This is a genomic window from Flavobacterium sp. P1_E4 (assembly GCF_056405915.1).
The window spans coordinates 1-23,178 of record NZ_JBFUBE010000034.1 but is presented as its reverse complement, the minus strand read 5'-3'; the positions used below and the strand labels follow the sequence as shown (position 1 = coordinate 23,178).

At 34.4% G+C, this 23,178-nt stretch carries 13 protein-coding genes and 1 tRNA gene; 6 read left to right on the top strand and 8 right to left on the bottom strand.

Going from position 1 to position 23,178, the window contains the following annotated elements; genetic code table 11:
- Positions 1 to 2,008: 2,008 nt before the first annotated feature.
- The 6 genes from AC1DY0_RS18060 (at position 2,009) to AC1DY0_RS18035 (ending at position 5,532) form a co-directional block, all read left to right on the top strand.
- Positions 2,009 to 2,410, top strand: coding sequence for a T9SS type A sorting domain-containing protein (locus AC1DY0_RS18060; protein ID WP_477189979.1), 402 nt, complete (start codon positions 2,009 to 2,011; stop codon positions 2,408 to 2,410).
- A gap of 475 nt (positions 2,411 to 2,885) precedes the next feature.
- A tRNA-Ser gene (locus AC1DY0_RS18055) sits at positions 2,886 to 2,973 on the top strand.
- Between the two features lie 137 nt (positions 2,974 to 3,110).
- Positions 3,111 to 3,770 (top strand): metallophosphoesterase, encoded by a 660-nt coding sequence (locus AC1DY0_RS18050; protein WP_477189978.1) that lies wholly within the window; start codon positions 3,111 to 3,113, stop codon positions 3,768 to 3,770.
- Positions 3,771 to 4,038: 268 nt separating this feature from the next.
- The gene (locus tag AC1DY0_RS18045) at positions 4,039 to 4,236 is read left to right on the top strand and encodes a helix-turn-helix domain-containing protein (RefSeq protein WP_477189977.1); all 198 of its coding nucleotides are present in this window, start codon (positions 4,039 to 4,041) and stop codon (positions 4,234 to 4,236) included.
- Between the two features lie 2 nt (positions 4,237 to 4,238).
- Positions 4,239 to 4,574 (top strand): HipA N-terminal domain-containing protein, encoded by a 336-nt coding sequence (locus AC1DY0_RS18040; protein ID WP_477189976.1) that lies wholly within the window; start codon positions 4,239 to 4,241, stop codon positions 4,572 to 4,574.
- Complete coding sequence (locus AC1DY0_RS18035; protein WP_477189975.1) at positions 4,567 to 5,532, top strand: HipA domain-containing protein; 966 nt, start codon at positions 4,567 to 4,569, stop codon at positions 5,530 to 5,532. The genes AC1DY0_RS18040 and AC1DY0_RS18035 overlap by 8 nt, the downstream gene beginning before the upstream one ends.
- 1,150 nt (positions 5,533 to 6,682) lie before the next feature.
- Here the strand turns inward: AC1DY0_RS18035 and AC1DY0_RS18030 are convergent.
- The 8 genes from AC1DY0_RS18030 to AC1DY0_RS17995 form a co-directional block, all read right to left on the bottom strand.
- Positions 6,683 to 9,214 (bottom strand): glycoside hydrolase family 31 protein, encoded by a 2,532-nt coding sequence (locus AC1DY0_RS18030; protein WP_477189974.1) that lies wholly within the window; start codon positions 9,212 to 9,214, stop codon positions 6,683 to 6,685.
- Positions 9,215 to 9,298: 84 nt separating this feature from the next.
- A complete protein-coding gene (locus tag AC1DY0_RS18025) occupies positions 9,299 to 11,989 on the bottom strand; it encodes an alpha-L-rhamnosidase-related protein (RefSeq protein ID WP_477189973.1) in 2,691 nt (896 codons plus the stop codon).
- Between the two features lie 342 nt (positions 11,990 to 12,331).
- Positions 12,332 to 14,092, bottom strand: coding sequence for an endo-dextranase (locus AC1DY0_RS18020; protein WP_477189972.1), 1,761 nt, complete (start codon positions 14,090 to 14,092; stop codon positions 12,332 to 12,334).
- Positions 14,093 to 14,159: 67 nt separating this feature from the next.
- The gene (locus AC1DY0_RS18015) at positions 14,160 to 15,620 is read right to left on the bottom strand and encodes a SusE domain-containing protein (protein WP_477189971.1); all 1,461 of its coding nucleotides are present in this window, start codon (positions 15,618 to 15,620) and stop codon (positions 14,160 to 14,162) included.
- A gap of 11 nt (positions 15,621 to 15,631) precedes the next feature.
- Positions 15,632 to 17,113, bottom strand: a complete 1,482-nt coding sequence (locus AC1DY0_RS18010; RefSeq protein ID WP_477189970.1) for a RagB/SusD family nutrient uptake outer membrane protein — start codon at positions 17,111 to 17,113, stop codon at positions 15,632 to 15,634.
- A 12-nt stretch (positions 17,114 to 17,125) separates the two neighbouring features.
- Entirely contained in the window at positions 17,126 to 20,149 is a 3,024-nt protein-coding gene (locus AC1DY0_RS18005) for a SusC/RagA family TonB-linked outer membrane protein (RefSeq protein WP_477189969.1), read from the bottom strand.
- Positions 20,150 to 20,368: 219 nt separating this feature from the next.
- Positions 20,369 to 22,045, bottom strand: coding sequence for a DUF6377 domain-containing protein (locus tag AC1DY0_RS18000; RefSeq protein ID WP_477189968.1), 1,677 nt, complete (start codon positions 22,043 to 22,045; stop codon positions 20,369 to 20,371).
- Between the two features lie 871 nt (positions 22,046 to 22,916).
- Positions 22,917 to 23,178, bottom strand: a 262-nt coding sequence (locus tag AC1DY0_RS17995) for a hypothetical protein (protein WP_477189967.1), incomplete at its 5' end; no start/stop codon positions are given.

Below are 23,178 nucleotides of genomic sequence, written 5' to 3'. Positions count from 1 at the left end.
CTTGAAAGCTATAAACATGATAAAAATCTCCGTCTTTTTCAGTGGATATTTTAAGAATGTTCCTCGCTAAAACAAGCATCCTGCTCTTACCGCTGGCTGTAGGGAGTGAACAATAAACTCATGAAAACGTCCTCTTCACCGCCCTTACATTTTTTTGCCAAAAATCACGGTAAGGATTTGCGCGCTGGCCGTAGGGAGTGACCCCCTAGCGAAGCGGCTGGGGTCACGATAAAGAAATACTTTCCGATGATTTTTGGTGTAAAAATATTCAGGCTTGATCTTTATCAAGGGAAAAGAAAAAATGTTCCTATTTAGCTAAAAACATGTTGTGTTCCTCAACGCTTAATCTTCTGTTTCTTTTGATTTCTGTACCAGCATAGAACATTCATTTCTCCCTTAAAATCCGTATTTACAAGTTCAGTAAAAGTGGACACCATTCCAATTTGACTGCTGTCAGAAAATGTATTGCTCATAGTATGTTATCAAGAAGCTAGTTACTTAATGTCCTACAAAATTATGGAATTGCAMGGAATTGCAKAATTTTTATCACTATATACTTTAGTCTTTTACCCCAAGTCCAAAAAGTCTCATGCCTTTTTGTTTTTTTTAAAGCTCTTGAAAGCTATAAACATGATAAAAATCTCCGTCTTTTTCAGTGGATATTTTAAGAATGTTCCYCGCTAAAACAAGCATCCTGCTCTTACCGCTGGCYGTAGGGAGTGAACAATAAACTCATGAAAACGTCCTCTTCACCGCCCTTATATTTTTTCGCCAAAAATCACGGTAAGGATTTGCGCGCTGGCCGTAGGGAGTGCCCCCCTAGCGAAGCGGCTGGGGTCACGATAAAGAAATACTTTCCGATGATTTTTGGTGTAAAAATATTCAGGCTTGATCTTTTGTTTCTTTTCCATCAAGGGAAAAGAAAAAATGTTCCTATTTAGCTAAAAACATGTTGTGTTCCTCAACGCTTAATCTTCTGTTTCTTTTGAAATCAAAGATTCACGAACTCAATAAATTATTAACTCGTGAGTAATCAAGACAAATCGAAGATTCAGCGAACACCACTTATAAAAATTTAAGTGAGCTAAAAGAAAAAATCCCTTTATTAAACAGAAATTAGAGCTCAACGACACTTAATCGTGGAAGCCAAAGTTCCTGTAACCAACAACTGCACCGCAATTAGTAAAATCATTCTTCAATGAAAGGTAATGCAGTTTTTTCAAAAACTGCATTATTTTTTTATGCCTATCCCTATTCAGCTGCAGTTTCTTTCGATACAGCTTCCCCCTTCAATAAATAATCAAACCATGCCATCATTCGCCTACTAAGATCCTTCTGATTGTCTGCATCCTCCTGGATAATGTATCAAAAGTAAGAGTGTGATAGTAGGAAACATCAGGGTATGTATTCATCCAAAAGATCTACAACGTATTACCGATAAAACATACAGACAGGCGAAGTTGTATTTAAACAAAATAAAGACAACTTGAATAAAGAACCACATCAGTTAATTTCTTCGTATTCAGGCTTGCAGTTAGAGCATGTTTTACGTTGTATAATCGGATAACAAAGGCTCCCAGGCCTCTGATTATTTTCTACAACTCAACAACACCAGTTCCACAAGCGGTTCAAATAGATATAAACATACATTATAACAACAATAAAAATCTCCTCTCAGACACGCTTAGTATAATTACAACTAATTGGACAAGAAAATGAAGAATATGGTATAATCATTTTAAAGGAGATAAAAAATTTCACGCTTTATATATTGTTTTAAAATCAATCTCATTTTTATACTAACAAATAGCAATATTATTCATAAACGGTAATTTTCTAACTATTCTATATTACCTTAAAAATACACAGTTTTACCTCAATACTAAATATATCGTTTTCGAAAGGTTAAAATAACATCGACATCAGAAAATACAGTTGCGTTTTCAAATAAATTAACATTCTACTTTAGCAATATAAAATTTGATTACTAATTTAAAACAACAATATTATGAAAACGATTTTAAAACTTAGCCTAGTAGTATTAGTAGCAATGACTACAATGAGTACTTATGCAATCAATGGTGATTTTTTACTAAATGTAAAAAAAGTAACTGGAAAAGAAATTAGCTTTTCTGTAAACGAAATTCAAAAAGCGAATGTAACGATCTATGATACTTTCCATAATGCAATCTATTCAGAAGTTGTAACTGGAAAAGGGGGAATTGTAAGAACATACAGCCTTGAGGATTTTCCTAATGGTGTTTACTTCTTGGAAGTGGAAACCAATTCAAAAAAAGTAACACATGAAATTGTTGTTTCCAATGAAGCTTCAACATTATCAAGAAAATCAGTTGCAGAAGTGTATACTGATTTAAAAGTTAAAAATCAAAATGTAGCTACGACCAATTAATTAGGTTACCGTTTAAAACAAACACTTCGAATTTACTTAAAACAGCTCTTCTATAGGGCTGTTTTTTTTTATTTTAAACTCGATATACTAACGCAACCCCATTCTTATTTCTTTTACAAAATTAGTCTGTGTGATCCATTATATGCTTTTGCATCGATTACAAACAAATACAGTTAATTATACGCAAAAACATATAACAGACGCTATTTTTTTCCAAACAGTTTGTAGCAAATCATCAAAATTTAGTTTATAACGTCACAATAATTGCAAAAAACACTTGATTTACACTTCGGCACCCAAGTGATCAAATCAGATCTCAATTTTTTTTTGAAAAAAAATTTCATCTAAAGCAAAGCAAATGAAACAATTAAAAAGAGACTCAAAAAATAAGCTGACTTTTTTCAAAAATACATTTGCATAACCAAAAAAGGTTCTTATATTTGCACTCGCAATCAGATAATGAAAGCGACATACTGGAGAAATGGCAGAGCGGTCGAATGCGGCAGTCTTGAAAACTGTTGACTGTAACAGGTCCGGGGGTTCGAATCCCTCTTTCTCCGCCAGTAGAAGTTTCAAAAGAAACTTTAAAAGTCAAAAGCCTTTAAACACTAGTGTTTAAAGGCTTTTTTATTTTTGGCAACCTTTCAAAAAACACATACTTTATCAAAGAACAGTTACCCTATTAGGGGACATTCTGATTTTGGCGGGAGACATTGTACTTTTTAAGGAAATGCATCAACACCAAAAATTCTTTGATTATGTTTCCGAACATTTTAAACATACTTTTTGGATACCGGGAAATCACGAATATTACAATTCGGATATCTCCAAAAGGAGTGGTTCATTCGAGGAGCAAATAAGAGACAATGTGGCTTTGTTAAACAATATTGTGAAAACCATTGATGGCGTAAAGCTTGTGTTTTCAACATTATGGTCCCACATTTCACCTGAAAAGCAATTTATTATTCAACAATCCCTTTCTGATTTTAGGGTGATTCAGAATAATCAAAAGCGACTGACAGTTGATTATTATAATCAAATACATGGAGAAAGTAGATTGTTTTTGGAAGAGGCGTTAAAAAATCAAACAAATATACCCACGGTTGTAATTACACATCATCCTCCAACTTTTTTCAATTATCCAGCGAAATATGCTAATAGTACCATAAATGAAGCTTTCGGAACAGAAATGTTCAATTTTATAGAAGAAAGTGAGATTGACTATTGGATTTATGGCCATCACCATTGCAATGTATCTGATTTTACCGTTGGTAAAACAAAATTGGTTACGAATCAATTAGGCTATATTAAATACAATGAGAATGAGAATTTCAATAGCAGTCGTGTGATTTCAATATAAACTTCTATACAACAATATAATAAACCTATAATAACACAATAAATCAAACAGGTTTAGTATCTGTATTGCTGTTTTGTGATATCTAAAAGTGAAAAAAAAATCAAAAACCGAACAAACTTTATTTAATTTATACGTAATTACATATAATTAATGATTTTTACTGATTTTTATATTCAAAAGCATATAATTAAGTGATTTTTGTTATTTTTATATCTAATTACATATAATTAAATAATTTTTATTAATTTTATATCCAAAAGCATATAAAATGGATGTGATAGCAGATTTTGTAAAAAAGAGACGAAAGCAAGCAGGGCTTACACAAGAAGAATTTGCCTTGAGAGCTGGTGTGGCATTAACAGTTGTCCGAAAGATTGAACAGGGCAAGGACAACTTAAGTTTATCTAAAGTAAATCAGGTATTGAAAATGTTCGGACACATTTTAGGTCCCGTAAACGAAAAATAATTATGCGACAAGCCATAGTAAAATACAATAACATTCAATCTGGCATTTTAAGAGAGTTAGAAAGCGGAGAATATGAATTTGTTTACGATGAAAATTACATTCAAAATTATCCCGATTTATTTATAACTTTCAATATGCCAGTGCGAAATCGTTCCTACAGAAGCAAAAGACTATTTTCTTTTTTCGATGGTTTAATTCCGGAAGGTTGGTTGTTAAATATTGCATCTGAAAGTTGGAAAATAAATAAAAACGACCGCATGGGACTTCTTTTAGCATGCTGTCAAAATGCGATTGGAGCTGTTAGTGTTCACCCTATTAAAGAGAATGAAGATGTCTAAATGCCTGTATTGTTATCAAGAAATAGATACAACTGCTAATCCCGATTACCATGACAAATGTATCAAAGCATTCTATGGTACTTCCTTAGCGCCTATACTTCCTTATCGATTAGATGAAATGGAACAATTAGCAAAGGATGCTGTAGAATTATCGGTATCAGTTCCAGGAGTACAGCCTAAATTATCGCTGGGATGGATAAAGTCAGCCTTAGAAAATGGGCACGAAGGGCGTTTAACCATTATGGACGCATTGGATGGTAATTATATTTTAAAACCACAAAATGCTCAATATGAACAGATGCCTGAAAATGAGCATCTTTCGATGAAATTGGCTGAACTATTAAAAATTGTTGTAGTTCCATCTAATATGATTCGTTTGGCATCTGGTGAATTATGCTACATCACTAAACGAATTGACAGAAAAAAAGATGGCCACAAAATTCACATGATTGATTTCTTGCAAATTCTAGAGTTGGAAGACAAATACTTTGGCACTATGGAATTGCTTGGAAAAACTATTGGAGAATTATCTGTTAACACATTAATGGATAAATTGCGTTTTTTGGAACTTACGTTATTTAATTTTATCATAGGAAATAACGATATGCACTTGAAAAACTTTTCAATGTGGTTATCCGATATAGGATGGGAGTTATCTCCTGCTTATGATTTATTAAATGTAAAAATCATTTTACCGAAAGATGATGAAGATACTGCTCTGCTATTTGGAGGTAAAAAGAAAAATTTTAATAAAAAATATTTCGATATATTTGGAGCTATTTTGGAATTGAACGAAAAACAAATAAACTCCGTTTACAATAAACTGGAGAAATGGTTGCCCCAAGCCATTCAGTTAATCGACAATTCCTTTTTAAACGAAGATGCAAAATTAAGCTACAGAGAATTGATAAAACAACGTACAAGCTTATTTGTGGAAACACTAAAACAGACTAGATAATCGCTATAAAATTTAAGATTCTATTTCCTGATTTTCTGTAAAGGCTAAGTTAGCATGTCCAAAGAACAAACATCAAATGGAGGGCGCAATTAAAAAGTACATAGTAGTTTTTTTGTCGCAAATACAGGAGATATTTGCGACAAAAAAAAAAACAAAAAAACTATGCGAATTACTGCTGTCACTGTAATTGCTAATATTAAAAAAGCCAAGAGGGTTTCGCTTTTTTTTACTTCAGATTAATACTTTCGAATGGACGATGGAGAGTAAATTTTCGGTACCAAATAACTCATCGGTAAACATCACGGGCAATCAAGCGGTCTCTCTTCGGTCTCTTCGTTTGTTCCGCTCGGCATCTATGAAAAGGATCGAAAATTGTCCATTAGTACATGTAGTATTAATTTATCTAAAAAGAAATTAACGTTGACTTTTCTAAAAAAAAGGCTATATTTACTTCATATTATTGTACGAATTTTGTTAGTGCACCTATAGGTACACCTGTTCTTTTAAAAAGTCTGTGAACGCCCATTTTTACTGGGATTAACATAAAGGTTATGGAGCCTCTTTCTCCGCGGAATTAAAACCCTAACAATTGACAATCAATTAGTTAGGTTTTTTTGTTTTTACAATTTTCAAAGCTTTTGTAAAGCAATATTCAATCACAACAATTCTTCAGGAAATCCTACAGCAAATAACCATCATATCAAATAAGCGTGGCCAAAGTCAATCAGATGCAGTCCTCATAGAAAACGTTCGCACCTACATTTTAAACAACTTAGAAAATCCATTGCCAAGCATAAAAGAATTGTGAGAAATGTTCAATATGAACGAATTCAAATTAAAAGATAGTTTCAAACATTTTTTCAATACCAATATCTATCAGTTTAATAGATTTTGGATAACAATGACCTTTAACATTCATTAGTTTGCGATTTTAGGAAAGGTAAAAACTTAACTTTAGACACAACAGAACAATTTGTTCAATAATAAGTAAATTAGAACAAGAATAGATGTTAAGCCCTACTAATGAGAAAAAGCATGAATGTGCAAACAAATTGTAGCTCAACATACTACTTTTTTGTTTGCACATCCAAATAACTTAAATAACAATTGGCTTTAAAATTACTTCCTTAACAACCTACTTGTAATTGGGCTAACTTTTATCTCCCGAATTAATACTTACTTGATACTCTTGACCATTATCAGGTAATTTCACATAAATCATCCCCTTTACTTCATCCCAACTAAAAGATAAGCTTTCATAATCACTAAATCCTTTTGAATTTAATACTTCCGATTTATCTTTTTTAATTTTTATGGAATTTACAAATACGCTTTTAGGCTTACTGTTAACATGCAATTTTATAATGAAATTTCGAGATCCTGCAGGTTTATAGCCTTTATCCTCTCTGGCACTTATATGTATTGCATAGCCAGATGAATTAGCAATGGCAGTAATCTTTGTTTTACAAAAGATGTCCTTTTCATAATCCCTGCTTTCTCCATCATCTTCATATAAAACAAAGGAAGATTCTTTACCGACTTTGTCAGGATAAATATCAAAACTAACAGGATAATTGGGTTTTTCATGTATATATTGCATTACTGGCATACTAGGTATAATTGCCCCCTTTTTTACAAACAAGGGTATAACATTCAAAGGTGCTTCAACGGTTATCCATTGGTTTCCTTTGTAAACACTTCTACCGTCATTATAATTAATCCATTCTCCTTCTGGCAAATAGAGTTTTTTAGTAACAGCTCCTTTTTCAACCACTGGAGCAACCAATAATTCGCGACCAAACAAAAACTGACCACTCAAATCAAAAGTTTCACTATCATTAGGGTATTCCAAAAACAAAGCTCTCATCAAAGGCAACCCTGTATCATGGGCTACTCTTGCATAGGTATAGATATAAGGAAATAACTGATACTTTAATTCAATAGCAGTACGGGTGATATTCTCCACTTCAGTACCAAAAACCCATGGTTCAACAGCATTTCCACCTTCGTGATGAGCACGACTAAGCGGATTAAAAATACCAAATTGCATCCAGCGAACATATAATTCCGACATGGCATCATAATCTTTGATATCACCACAATAACCTGAAATATCTGAAGTCCAAAAAGGAATAATTCCTAATCCTGCCGATAATCCCACTGGTATTTGATTTGCAAATTGGCTCCATCCTTCGAGCACATTATTACCATTTCCTGAATCACCAGACCAACCAAACGTATATCGTTGTAACCCTGCATAGGCAGCTCTTGTCATTTGAAAGATACGCTTATTGGGATTATGCTTATAAAACTGTTCAGTAACGACCTTATCCCAAGTAAAACCATACACATTATGGATCTCATCATGCATCCCTAAATAATGTTTCATATGAAGTCTGTCAGTAGCATCCTCGTTACTCCAGGCTGGCTCTCCCATATCAGTCCAAAATCCACGTACACCATCATTCAAAGGTTTTTGTTGATAATTTCCCCACCAATCAGCCACTTCTGGCTTGGTAAAATCAACTACTCCACAATTTCCTCCCCAAGGCCATGGCATATCATAACTCTTGCCAGAACGCGCATCAATGGCAAAATAGTTCTTAGAATTAGCTTCATCCCATTGTTGTTTATTGGCTTGAGAAATAACGGGGTCTTGAGAAACTATCATTTTAAAACCTTGATCTCCCAATTCTTTTATCATGTCTTTTGGATTTTGATAGTTATTTTTCTTCCAGTCAAAATCCTGAAGTCCTTCAACCCATCCTATATCTTGGTAAATAATATCGCAGGGAATTTTCCTTTTTCTAAACTCGGCAGCAATTTCCTTGGCTTGAGACTCTTTAGTATAATTACCACGACATTGTGAAAAGCCTAAAGCCCATTTTGGAGGCATAATAGGTTTTCCGGTTAGTGCAATATAATTTTGAATGATTTCTTTATAATCATTCCCATACATAAAATAGTAAATCATTTCTCCAGCAGTTGCTTCAAATGAATAATAGTCATTTGATTCACTACCAAATTTAAACTCTGTTTTATAGGTGTTATCAAAGAAAATCCCATAATGATTGGTACTCATAAAAAACGGGATACTTTTATAAAGGGGATCTTCATTTACACCATAACATGGCTGATCACTATTCCACATTTTATAACTCTTCCCGCGTCGGTTAAGTGTCCCGGCCTTTTCTCCCAGTCCAAAAAATTGCTCATCAGATCTTAATGTTTTGTAACTCGCTATATGATTATTTTTATTTACGAATCCTTTCTCATTATAATCGCCAAACAGCAACTTTTGATACTTATCAAATACTTGCATTTTAAATGGGCTTTTATTTACCCTTATTCTTAATTGTTCTGTGAATATCTCATAAGCAGAGATTTCTTCATGTACATTAATATTCCCAGACCAACCCAAACTTTCATTGATAACAGCAAACGATTGGTTATTACGTTTAAAATTACCATCTGTAGAAATCCACACTTTTATTACCTGACCACTGCAGAATTGTAAAAGTACTTTTGCATTGTTCTCACAATTAAAAATCACTTTATTGTTGTTTGTTAAATAAGAGGTACAATTGCCAAGAGTTAGTCTCCCTTTTTCAAGATTTTGTCCTCTTAAATTAATCTGAACCAATAAATTGATCAGAATCACATAAGTCCATATTTTTTTCATAATTCAAAATGTCTTTTTTAAATTGTTATCAACTTTTCACATCCACCTCTTGTGGTTAAGGTGGTTCATTTTTTGATGTATTGCTTACTGCAATTTTACATTGGTGACAGGTTTATCTACTTTATACAATCGAATGAAATCAATCATGGCGCGATTGACATCGACATTCATATTATTGTTCCATTCTTCCAATATCAATTCCACATCATTTTTACCTTTTGTCAAATTAATTTTATGCGAATTGGACAAACCCCAATCAGACCATTCATTGGTTCCCCTTTGTGGAAAAACCATCACACCAACATAATCCTTATTCAAATACAAAGAACGAATGGCACATTTGTTATCGGTATTCCAAGGCCCACTTCCATTGGAATACTTAATATCCATAAAGTATTCACCACTATCTTCAACAACTATTGGAATACTTATTTTTCTGTTTTTATCCGTAGCAATCTCAACAAAACCTTTTCCGGAATAATTCACAAAGTTCAAATCGGATTTGACAACAAAATCCTCTGTCTCAATAATCCTCGACTGTGATTTACTATATATCAATGGGTCACTCATAAAAGACTCCTGACCTGCTGCATCAACGGCGCTAACTGCATATTCCGCATAGTTATTGTCTAAAATTTGATATGCGGTTGCAGTCGTTTTTTMTACAAGTTTTMCGTTTTTATAAAMGTTATATCCTTTTGCGTTAGCATCATTTATCCAACTTATTTTATCTTCATTAAGCGTTGCGATTGGATTGGCCAAGGTGAATTTATTTTCAACCAAATTAATGGCATCTTTTGAAAAATCATTGTTTTCCATTTTGATGTTAACCGTATGTTTTCCAGTAAAAGTTGCCGGAATAATTGCTCTTTCAACACTCTTCCCGTCAATGGTAACACTAGCGATCAGATTCCCAAATCCCTCCACCGTGATATCCAGACTGGTATTTCGGTATTTAAAATTGCTAAGTATTCTATTACCACCATATTTTTTTGGAATTACCGGTGCGAAAACCAATCGGTCTTCTTCAAAATACATTCCCATAAAAACACGGTATACCATCGAAAGATTTCCGGCCATACTCCAAAGCATACGGTGCGAATTTATTTCAGTTCCTTTGAAATCACCATTGTCCGCAACCATATTTTCGTAGTTGGTCAAGAATAAACCCGCTGCTCTGTATATCGAGGCCAAACCATGATTTAATACTTTTTCGTTTCCAACTTTAGCAGCAGCCAAATTCCAATAGGATTGGACAAATGGCCAAATCGCATTGTTATGATAGGGAGGAATTCCCGGAATTTGAGGATAGATACAGCTCGCACCATATTCGGTCAAAGGACTTTGGGATATAATCCTTTTACTTTGTTTTTCATCGGCAACATCGAATAAAACAGCCAAAGCCTCACCCAAGGCTTCATAACGCTTCGATTGTGTAAAGAAGTTTTTTCCATACAAATATTGGGCATAATAGCCTTTGTCCTCCATCCATAACTGCTTGTTTATAGCATCCTTAATTTGAGCAGCAATGATGTCATATTCTTCATGCGGTTCTCCTAACAAGGTTGCCATCTTGGACAAAATTTGATGCGTTTGGTAATGAACTACATTCGTTCCTAAATTTTGTGACGCATAAATGTCCATATTAGACATCCATTTCGGATAGGTTTGCTCCCTCCAGTCCAAAAAAGATGATTCTCCACAATACAAATTGGTTTGCGTATTGCGAATGGTTTTATAATCATCTGATGCAGAATTCTTGATAATTCTATAAGCTTTTTGCAACCATGCTTTGTCTCCTGTTACTTTATAAATTTCCCAAGATGCCAACGCCCAAGTAGTTCGGTCTGAAGAAACTGGCCAGGCGCCACCAGAACCCGTATCCTGGATAATGCGATCTCTTTTTACTTTTTTTAATAAACTAATTTTAGCCACTTCCGGTTCCAAATAAGCAAAGGACAACAGAATACTATAACTGATATCCCTTGTCCAAACACCCGCCCATTTTGCGCCGGTTCTAAATGTGCTGTCCGGTTCAATTGCCAATTTTGCTTCTTCCAAGGAAAGATTATATAAAGCGTCCACAATAGGCTGCTGCGAAGTATATGTGGCTTTATTCGAAATATTCTGGCTAAGCTTCCATGTTTTGTCCTCTACTGGGATTAATGGATTTAATTTTAATTTTATTTCAAAAATACCGTCATTATTAGCATCACTCATTTGCAGTCCGCGTTCTTCCAGATTTACAAAATCCCAGCTAAGCGGCAATGCACCTCCTGCAATATATACGCCTTTGTAATCGGCTTGGGCTATTTTGGATCCGTCTTGACATTCGTAAAATCCTTTCTCCTTGAATTGCTGAAAAACAGCTCTCATATCCAATTTAAAAGTAAATTCGGTATCTGCCTTTAAAATCCCCTTCGGCGCATCTGTTTTATCCAACTGCGGTTGTCCAAAAACATATACCTCAGACTCTTTTTGATTCGTTATCAAAACAGTACGATCTATTCCTTGCCCCAAATCATTGTCCTTTTCATTAATACTGAACTTAAATGAAATCAAATTAGAATAGTTCTCGTTCTCGGTACTCTTATAATTTGATTTAATCAAGGTGGGTGAAACTACTTCGGCAACATTTTGACCCTGAATTACTTTATTGTTGTGTACACTAAAACTTTTGGAATCATATAAAACAGAAGAATCGCTTTTACACGAAGCAACAATAGCAGCAACAACTAGCATTGATGTTACCAAATAATTAATATTTATTTTCATGGGGTATTATTGTGTCTGTTATTTTTTATTTATTTTCATTAATTATAATTGATTTCTAGCCAAATATTCATTTACAAAGTGGAATCCTAAAGCAAATCATTCTTTATTTTATAACCCAGACTCAGTAATAGATTACAGAATCTGGGTTTGATAAAAAAAACTGCCCATCCCTCTCATTCTTTCCACGGCGAAAATTAAATTTTCCCTAGGGTATTCATTAATTCAAATTTTTCCATTTTTTACCCAAAAAAACTAACTTAAACTTTTTGAATTCGAAAAGTCTTTGCAAAAAACTAATTCTAGAACTCGAGAAGACAAGCAGCAAAGAACAAAGAATTAATCTTATTGATACTCAACTACTATCATTCCCCAGTATTGCAGCGATGGGACTTTGAAAACTAGATAACTACCCACTTGACTAAAACTAAGTTCTTTTGAAGCCCCGCCATCCAAATCAGGTGAAGCGTACCAAACTTTAGAAACCGTTTGATTATTTAGCAAATTCATGGTTAGATTCTTCTTTACCACGGGAACAGCTTGCTCTCCATTTGTATCTCTCCAGTTCAAGCTGTTTGCATTGGAAAAATTAACAAGATGAATAATTTGCTTGTTCTCCACTTTTTTCCCTACCACAGAAACACTCGAAGCAACTGGAGGCCAACTATTAAGGTTTACTTTGCCGTCTCCTGAAATTAAAACAGGACTATTGAAAGTTCCCCCATCTCTTAATAAATTCTGATAGCCAACCATAAAGTCGTAATATTTTGGAAGCGTTTTATTCAACTCTCCATCCATTTGTAAATTGTTATGAGGAAAATATTCTTTTGACAACATATGTTCCCCTAATTCCAAATGAGAGCCTCCAAAAGCAAAAATTACCGCATCAGACAACAATATACCCGGAGTATTAAAAAAACCAGTTCCATTTGATTTATCATAATCCATATAGGCAGCCAAAACTGTATTGAGTTTATTATCTGAAAGCGTATTATTCTCTTGAATGATTTCAGCCAAATCCTTAAAACCGTCTCGCGGTCCCCAAACCTCAGTGTAAGCCACATCAACAGGCGCTCTTAGAATATTCTCCTGCCCGTATTGTGACACCGCATTTAACATGTTCTTTTTGTTAGGAAATTTAGCTTTCAGATTTTCTAGAAAAGGTGTAAACGTTTCATTCAACGCTACCGAATTTCCGTTGTAGTCATATACATTTCCTCTACCCCCCAACTGATCCAAATGCCAACCATCAAAATTCAGATTCTGGTATACCAGATTTGTTTTCTCGAAAATGTAGTTTTGCCAATCCGTATTTCCTGGATTGGTTACCAGGATGTCACTTTGCCAAGAATCCGGTAAATCATGTTTATCAATATTGGAATGATTCTGGTCCTTATAAAGGAACCACTGGCTTGAAACACCGTCAACGATGTAATCTTCCCACGCCCCATAGAGCAAATTGTAACTCATGGAAGCCATATTGATACCATGCGCTTTGTCAATATAATTTTTAACGGTACTATAAGCCATTTTCCTGCCCGCAATGTCTAACCAACTTGCCGCAGGACTGTTATCAATCATTTTCAATGGCGAATGATGCTTATTTCCCCAGTCATAATATTGCAGGGCGTTAATATGATAATTTTTTAGGTTATCAATTGTTGAAGCCATCTGACTGTCACTCATCGTACCAAATTCAGATAAAAAACCATATCTGGGGAACTTAGTCCAATCTGAAGAGACGTCAACGCCAACCGTACCTACAATGACCTCTACTCCATCAACTGTTTTATACAACTCAACCAAATACCCCTTATAATCATCAGATGGAGGAGTCCATGTCCACGTCTTGTTTGTTAAAGGCTGTTCTGATAGGATCTTGTTCAAATATTTGTATCTGATTGTACTGTTTTCAGATAATTTATCAATACTGAAAGCGATAGCGTCACCAGGAGCATATTTTGCCTTATCGGTTTTAATTACTACCTGCGTGGTGGTAGCAATTTCTTCGGGAGTATAGTTAAAATCTTTATCGTTATTATCGCAATTAACAAAGAGTAAAGCCAATAATAGGGACTTTAATATACTTGCATTTTTTTGTTTCATCTTTAACTTATATTTAAATTTGGAATAGACTGGATTATTGCTCTAATAACCCAGTCCTAACCTTATATTATTGATGCACAATAGTCATCGATTGCGTATCAAGATTTATAGTCATCTGATACAAACCTGCATCACCAGCCTGCAATTTCCATTTATTGTCCGGGCCATTACAACCATTGGTAATGATATAACTGCCATTTGAGATAGATTGATTGGCAGTAGCAGAATTTATCCAATCCCCATCACACCAATCTCCTTTGAATTTCGAAATTTTAAATTCTCCCGCATTCAACTGACCACTAAATGTATAAACCCCATTTGAATACGTCATCGGAGAAGGATTTGCAATATCCCAACCATTAGGCCCGCCGTCGCCAACGATATACAAATTAACTTTTTGTATACTGATGGTATTCGCCTGTGTATCCAACGTTATTTTATACCTACCCACATCGGATGCCGTTATTTTCCACTTATTATCTACATCACAACCTGAATTCTGGGCAACAGCAGTTGACGATAAAGCCTGCCCATCTGTTAATGGCCTGAACCATTCTCCACACCAATTTCCTAAAGGACCTGCAAATATTTTGAAATCTCCTTGCACAAAATTGGCTTCATAAGTAAACACAAAAGGATTATCCTGACTTTGGGTAAATGCCTGCGGAGAATCTACTGTCCAACCGCTTGGTGAAGCATCTCCAACCATCCAAATTTGTGTAAATGAAGGACCGCTTATCGCTTCAATGCTAATAGTCAGTTTCAACAAATCTGCTGTGATTTTATACTGGCCTCCCTGTGTAATTTGCCATTGCAAATCATCTCCACTCCCACCAATATTATGTACCATCATTGCGTCATCTGAAGCACTTTTGGTATAAAAATCCTGACACCAGCAAGCATCTCTATTAACCGGTAATTTAAAGGATCCTGGACTTAGGATTCCCTGAAAAACGAATTTCCCCGGAGAGGCTGTGGATGGAGTCAGCGCTATTGCTTTGGTCACATCCCAACCAGCAGAAGTAGCACTACCTACCATATACAGCTCTTTTGAGACCGGCAAATACGGCGTGATTACAAAAGTGGCAACAGCTACTTGGGGCGCAGCTGTTGACTTTGCAACGGTAGCCGTAATCCTAGCCTCAAATTTTTGGGATGTACCTGGAGTAATACCAAATGTGTTCAACATAATAAAATTCAGAGTCACCGCATTAATCGAAAACGAAAAATTATTGGTTCCCATCTCATATTCTAATGGCGTTGCAAAATTATTTCCTTCTTTATCAATCTGTAATACATAACTAATGGAAGCACTTGTCCCATAATTGGTTCCTGTTGTCCAATTAAAGGTTAGGTTCTCGTTAGGTTTGCTTTCATCTAAAACCATTTCTGGACTCGAAACAGTCAATGTCAATTCATTATTGTTATTCAAAATAGGATCGTTAAAGGAATCCTCACAGGATGTATTCAACAATGCTATAAACATAGCACCAAGAATAGTCAGCGTTCTTATAAAAATTTTTCTCATAATACTGTTTTTTAATAACCTGGGTTTTGGGTTAATTTTGGATTCTTATCTATCTCTATTTGGGGAATTGGAAACAATAAATGTTTTTGTGTAGCATTGGTTTTTCCGATGGAATGGAGAAAATCTAGTCCGTATTGGCCTTTATTCACTCGTATAAGATCAAACCACCTTTGCCCCTCAAAAGCAAATTCCATTCTTCTTTCACGCAGAACGGCTTCCCTAAAATCGACTTGACTTAAACCTGTTGCTACATCAGCCAAACCTGCCCTTTTTCTTACTCTATTCAAAGGACCTTCAGCTTGCGCCGTTTGACCCAGTTCGTTTAAAGCCTCCGCTTTCATTAGCAGAATATCAGAAAATCGTAATATTGGAAAATTCAAAGGATTATTATCATAAGAAGGTGAAACACTTAGAGGAATCAAAAATTTTCTGACGTTGTAGCCGGTATAAGAATAAGAGGCACTATATGGCTTTCCATCAAATGAAGGTGATCCTTCATACAATACCGTCACATCTTTTCTATTGTCATTGGATTCGTATGAATCAATAAACTCCTGTGTGGGTTGATTCCAGCCGTAACCTCCTCCTACGAAATTACTACCCCTAGGCCCCATAAAAGTACTGGCCCATGATGCCTGATTTTCGTCACTCCAAAAACTGTAACCTCCATCACTTTCATATTGAACCTCAAAAAGAGACTCACGCGAATTTTCGGTAGAAGGATTAAAATTATCTCCATAATTAAGATTTAAATTAAATCCTAAACCTTCAATTTGTGTCGTTAAGTCAACTACTTTTTGCCAGTTGTTGCCGAGCGTTAGATATACTTCGGCTAATTCTCCTAGAGCGGCTCCTTTATTGGCTCTTCCGATATCACTTCCGCTATACTCGCTTTTATTCGGTAATAATTCAGCGGCCTTTTCTAAATCTGCAATGATTTGCTGATAAATTAAATCTTTGGAAACCCTAACCGGAAATAAGTCATCATCCGAACTTTGAGGAGCTGTGATTAAAGGCAAGTCCCCAAAATAACGCACCAAAACAAAATAATAATGTGCTCTCAAAAAATGGGCTTCTCCCAAACTACGATTTTTTATATTTTGATCTATCGCTAAATCTGGAGCCACTTTTAAAACAATATTAGACATCAATATTCCCGGCCATGGTCCTCTCCAAATGTCCAATACACCAGCATTGTCAGTTGTTGTGACAAAATTTGACATGTCTTGGGTTTCAATTCCGTCAGAACCACCTCCAGCACCTACGATACTGTTACCCGCCATAATATCAGAAGTCCACATCCTAAGATTATATAATTTTGGTCTTTGCATAGGCTGATAGGCCCCATTCACCAATGTGATCAATTCTTCTGCATTGGTTGGATAATTTGAAGTGTTTATCGTATCCAAAGGTGCTTTTTCCAAAAAATCATTGGAACACTGTGTACAAGCAAAAATTACTAGTACAAAAGCTATTTTTTTTAAAAATTTCATATTTATTATTTATTAAAATCCAACATTTAAACCAAGTGAGATAGTTCTTGTCAATGGATACACATTGTTATCAATTCCATTAGTTGCAACCTCAGGATCAAAACCCGTATAATTGGTAAATGTGAACAAGTTCTGTCCTGACACATATAGTTTTACATAATTAAAGATTTTCTTTCCTTGGAAATCCATTGGTATGTTATAAGAAAGAGTTACATTTTTAATTCTCAAATAAGAACCGTCTTCGATGTATCTTGATGAAGCCCTGTTGTTGTTATTTGGGTCTCCATATACTGCTCTTGGCATGCTGTTACTGGTTCCCGCAGCGGTCCATCGATCTAAAACAGCTGCCGATTGGTTGGTAGTAATTGACATTGCCTCAGTGTAGAGACGGTTGGCATTGAATATTTCATTGCCATATACCCCTTGTAAATATACGCTTAGACTTAAATCACCATATGTAAAAGTATTGTTCAACGAACCTGCAAAATCAGGATTCGGATTCCCAATGAAAGTTCGATCAGCATCGGTAATTAAACCATCATTATTCAAATCTTTAAATCGAATATCTCCAGGTGAAGTACTGTTACTTGGTGAAGTACCAGGTACTTGAACTGCGTGATCATTAATTTCCGTTTGCGTTTGAAAAACGCCATCCTGTACAAAACCATAGAAAACATTAACGGGATATCCTTCTTGAATTCTGGATACATTATAATTCAATCCTAAGCTTCCAGTAATCAAAGGCACATCACCATTTAAATCAATTACTTTATTTTTGTTAGTTGATAAAACAAGATCGCTAGTCCATGAAAATTTATCTTTTACAATATTCTTGGTATTAATTACTAGCTCAATTCCCTTATTTTGGATTTTCCCTGCATTAATGTAAGGCACATAAATATCTGAATAACCAGATGTAACCGGAACTGCCTGTGGAACTAACATACCATTGGTGTTTTTTATGTAGCCATCCAAAACCACATTAATTCTATTGTCAAAAAAATTAGCGTCAATGCCCACATTGAATTGCTCCTGTTCCTCCCATTTCACATTAGAATTTGGTAAAACAGTTGGAATGGCAGCACTTACATAATTGCCATTAAAATTATATTTGTACGTATTGTAATTGGAAGAAAAAGAATAATTACCTATTTCCTGGTTCCCTGTAATTCCATAACCTACTCTTAATTTCAAATCATTAACAACTTTTGATTTAAAAAAACCTTCGTTTGAAATCCTCCATGCCAACGATCCTGATGGGAACGTACCATATTTATTTCCTTGTCCAAATCTCGAAGAACCGTCTCTTCTAATAGTTGCAGTTACATAATACTTACTTTTATAATCAAAATTTCCTCTTGCAAATGCAGAAAATATAGCCCATTCAGAACCACTTCCATGCAAAGTTGTTTGGTCAATTCCGTTGTTCAAAGTTTGAGTGCTTTCACTTGGAAAATTTTGAACTGAACCATTGATGTATTCAAATTTGTTTTCTTGGGCGCTTGTTCCAACTACCCCCGTAAGATTAATTCCATTTTCAAAATTTTTATGATAAGTCAATGTGTTGTCCCAAAGAAGAGTAACAGATTGGTTAGCCGATTCAAATAAATAGGCATTTTCACTTCCTTTGGTGTCCCATTGATATGATGGAGCCCATGTTCTATTCTTCCAAAAATTGGCCTCTCCCCCTAAAAGTGTCTTAAATTTTAGGTCCTTCAAAAAAGTAAGCTCTCCAAACACATTCCCTTGAAAATTATATCCTTTGGTGTCATTATCAACTATTGTGGCTTTACCGATCGGGTTATCTACATCACCAGAGTAAAGCGGCTGCCCAACAGGACCGGAAAAATCACCGTCTTCTCTATAAATAGGCTGTGTAGGTAAAGAGGATAAAGCATTTTGAATACTATAGTCCCCTTGCTTTTTCAAGTCATAATTTAATTTAATACTACTCCCAAACTTTATATTCTCAGAAATTTTAGTGTCGCTATTGAACTGAGCAATGTATCTTTTATAATTTGTGTTCAAAATGATACCTTTCTGATCAAAAACATTAAAGGAAGTATACACTTTAGATTGATCATTTCCTGACATATAGGATAATGTATAACTATTCTGAAATCCTGCATTGAAAAATGCATCAACCCAATCGGTTCCTTTGCCTAAAGAACTTGGGTTTTGAAAATTCGGATTAGGGGTTAACCCTGCATTGTGAAGAATTTCGTTGTGAAGACTCGCAAATTGGGACGCATTCAAAACTTGCAACATATCCGTAGCTTCAGATATACCAGAAGATACATCAAAAGTTACGGATGCTTTCCCCACAGTACCTCTTTTTGTGGTAATAATAATAACACCATTAGCCCCTCTCGAACCATAAATAGCAGTAGAAGAAGCATCTTTTAATACTTGCAGGCTCTCTACGTCATTCATATTTACCTGATTCAATCCACCATTTAAAGGCATTCCATCAACCACAATCAAGGGGTCATTGTTACCTATAGTTCCTGTACCGCGAATTCGAAATGTTGGATTACTTCCTGGCTGACCAGATGAAATAACCTGAACCCCAGCCGCGCGACCTTGAATGGCTTCTCCAATATTAGCTACGGGTTGTTTGGTTAAATCGGCCATTTTTACTGTGGATATTGATCCAGTGATGTCCTTCGACTTCATTTGGCCATACCCTATTACCACCACATTGTTCAGGGTTGTTGATTCAGGCTGCAATTTAATCTGCAATGAACTTCTTCCTTCCGTTTTTACTTCAGAAGATCTATACCCCATATAAGATACAATAAGAATACCGTCATTCCCAGGAACTGAAAGAGTAAAACCTCCATCGAAATCAGTAAAGGTATTTACATTAGTGTCTTTGAGTAAAACAGTCGCTCCCGGGAGTGGCTTACCGTTTTCATCCACCACTTTACCGGATAGTTTAATTTTTCCGTCCTGAGCCATCATTAGAAATGATGAAAAAAGAAAAATTAAGGGCAATAGAACATTTTTTGTCCTATCAAATGAAATAATTTTCATAATACATTAATTTTGAGTTAGGTTAAAATAGCATTTGATTGTGTTAATAGAGAACACATTCAGTACAAAAATGCATAAATAACCTAGTGGGAATACCGTTCAAAAAAAACGTATAGAAAAACATAGACTGTTTCTATCTACAAAAAACAACAATCTATTGATTTATAACTATTTAATGTTTTTTAGCTTAAAAATATCATATAGAAAAAAGGGCATTTTTTATAGCTTTAAAGTGGTGTTTTTGATTAATTTTTGATCAAAATCGTCCTTATTTATTACCGAATTGTTTCGGATTTTAGTTTTATATGCATAAATTGAATTTATGGAATACCCTAAAATCTGAGCTATAATTTCATTATGCGTAATTCCAAGTCGAATTAATGCATAAATTCTTAACTCTTTTGTCAAAAACTGTTCCTTGCTTAATTTAATTTTGTGCTCTTCTTTCATTAAGGAATTAAATTCTTCAATAAAATTTGGAAAAAGATTGATAAATGCCGTATCAAAATTTTCCAAAAGTTTTTCTTTTTCCCTTTTTAAATTATAATTGGAAATGCTACGTTTTACTTTTTCATAGTTTTCCTCTTCAACATGTTTTTTTACACTGGTCATAAAAGAATTAAACTTCTCAAAAATTCCGTCATACTGAGTAAAAAACAACCCCAAATATTCTTCCTTAATTTTATTTGCTTCCAAAAGCTGCTTATTTACTTGCTTTATTTCAACATTTTTAGATTTAATTTTCTCATTCACATTTCTTAATTCTATATTGGTACTTTCGAGATTTTGGTGCGCATTAGCAATAATTTTCTTTGCTCTGTTTAGTTTTCTATTTTGTCTGTAGATAATAAAAACCAAACAAATGGCAAGAACTAAAAAAATGCTCACAATAATATACTGCCAATAAATTCGTTGCTTTTCCTTCTCCACAATTTGAAGAATTTGCTCTTCAATAAGTGGCAAAATAGCGCCCACTTGTATTTTACGCTGTTGCGCACCATAAAAAATAGCATCTTCGTTGGCTTTTTTAATAAGTAAAGATGCATTTTGAAGATCTCCTTTTTTAAATAACAGTTCGGAAAGCTTAATAATAGCCAGCGATTCTTTAGTTGCCGTTTCAATATCAAAAATTACCGCCTTCTTAAAATGAAAAATGGCTTTGTCATCTTTTCCCAGTTTCTTATACAAATCCCCCAACATATAATGAACCAAGGCTTGATCATGGGGTATGTTCTTTTTCTTTAAAAGAATACTAAACTCGTCAACAGCTTCTTGTAACTGGTTATTCATGGATTTGTTAAATGCTTTTAAAAAGTAATGAAAAAAATAACCATCTTCGGTTAAAGAAAGTGCTTTTTCCCTGTACTCACGAGCAAGTTCAACATATTGCCTCTGAAAATAAGGAGTATTACTGTATTCGGCCATATCACCATAACAACGTCCTAATACTCCATAATAAAGACTACCATATGTTGGACCTCCAACACTAATTTTTAAAGGCTCTAAAAAATCCAAAGCTTCTTTATACATACCTGAAGACACACAAATATCTGCTAAATTTATATTGGCTGTGGCTATTAATGATTTATCCTTAATTTTTAGTGCTAGATTTTTAGATTGTATACCATAATAAAAAGCCGAATCTCGTTTAAAAAATTTAAATTGATAAAACATTTCTTCATTCAAACGATAACGAGCCAATAAGTCATTTTTTTCTGTTTTCTTTAAAAGATTTTTGACGCTGTCGATCTCAAATATTCTTCTCTGATCAAATTTTGAAGAATTCTTTATAATTTGATCTAAATTTTTAAAAATGTTTTTTGTTTGACTAATTCCCATTGTCGAGGTCAAAAAGCAAACAATTATTATTTTTTTTAATAGGTACGATTCTCTCATAGCTTTATTCAATTAACAGGTAAATTAAAAATGAAATCCATTTATACAAACTTTTGAAAAAAAATATAGCAACATTAAAGTACTATTTTCCTTTTAAATTCTAAAGCTTTATATTTATTAAACCAAAATTGACTTATGACAATTTTAGTAGTGAAAATGAAAAAAATTAAGTATATTGTATTTACAAAGACTCTTTCACAATTGGTTCTTTTAAAATACAATGTGATTCGGGATATGGAGCAATCACGTTCTTTTTTATTTTAAAATATCCTATTGCCTTGTCTGCATCATAAATCAAAAAGTAAAAAATGGTTCGAGATAAAGTTCCTCTTTAAATTCTGTTCTTATATAAAATTTGTCAAGATACCATGCTCCATCGTCAGACCATAAATAGTGATAGGTATCAATGTAGGTCTGTTTTGCAATCACAAATTGCAAATCAAGTTGACTAGTTAGGCATTCTTTTATAGTAATCAATATTCATTTTTTTTGTTCAGTTAGGTTAATCAGGGTGTAAATTTATAACAATACTATTTGTCAGCTAAATCAATTTATAATAAATGATTTCAAAAACCAATAAATTTATACGATGAATAAAATAGCGTTAACAACTATTTCCTTCTGCTCACCATCATTACGAGGCACGAAGCAACCTCACTATCATCTGCTTTTCTTCTTTACTCTTCCTTCTATCTTCTGCAACCTGCCCTCTCACCTCTTGCTTCTTGCTTTTTTCCTCTTTCCTCTTTCCGCTCACCTCTTTCCTCTCACCTCTTTCCTCTCACCTCTTGCTTCTTTCCTCTCACCTCTTTCCTCTTGCTTCTTTCCTCTTGCTTCTTCAACCTGCCTTCTACTATCTCCCTCTCCTTCCCTATTCAATTCCCGAATTGAACAACACACCTTTAGTTTCTATAAATAATCTAATATAATTTTGTTCATCTTCCAGAGGATACACTACTCCTATTACTGCAATCAGATGAACAGCCAAGTCCAACAAAAGATTAAAATTGCAACCTGCAACCTGCAATCTAAAAAAAATGGGGTCGACTGGTTTTGACAGCAAGTCGAATTGAAAAGTAAGCACGTCGAGAACTGGGATAATTCTCGTAAATAAAAGGCTCGTAAATAAAAGG

Bases quoted from the DNA above. Each gene is read 5' to 3' on its own strand.
- AC1DY0_RS18060 (WP_477189979.1), top strand. From the start codon at position 2,009: ATGAAAACGATTTTAAAACTTAGCCTAGTAGTATTAGTAGCAATGACT.
- AC1DY0_RS18045 (WP_477189977.1), top strand. From the start codon at position 4,039: ATGGATGTGATAGCAGATTTTGTAAAAAAGAGACGAAAGCAAGCAGGG.
- AC1DY0_RS18040 (WP_477189976.1), top strand. From the start codon at position 4,239: ATGCGACAAGCCATAGTAAAATACAATAACATTCAATCTGGCATTTTA.
- AC1DY0_RS18035 (WP_477189975.1), top strand. From the start codon at position 4,567: ATGTCTAAATGCCTGTATTGTTATCAAGAAATAGATACAACTGCTAAT.
- AC1DY0_RS18030 (WP_477189974.1), bottom strand. From the start codon at position 9,214: ATGAAAAAAATATGGACTTATGTGATTCTGATCAATTTATTGGTTCAG.
- AC1DY0_RS18020 (WP_477189972.1), bottom strand. From the start codon at position 14,092: ATGAAACAAAAAAATGCAAGTATATTAAAGTCCCTATTATTGGCTTTA.
- AC1DY0_RS18015 (WP_477189971.1), bottom strand. From the start codon at position 15,620: ATGAGAAAAATTTTTATAAGAACGCTGACTATTCTTGGTGCTATGTTT.
- AC1DY0_RS18010 (WP_477189970.1), bottom strand. From the start codon at position 17,113: ATGAAATTTTTAAAAAAAATAGCTTTTGTACTAGTAATTTTTGCTTGT.
- AC1DY0_RS18005 (WP_477189969.1), bottom strand. From the start codon at position 20,149: ATGAAAATTATTTCATTTGATAGGACAAAAAATGTTCTATTGCCCTTA.
- AC1DY0_RS18000 (WP_477189968.1), bottom strand. From the start codon at position 22,045: ATGAGAGAATCGTACCTATTAAAAAAAATAATAATTGTTTGCTTTTTG.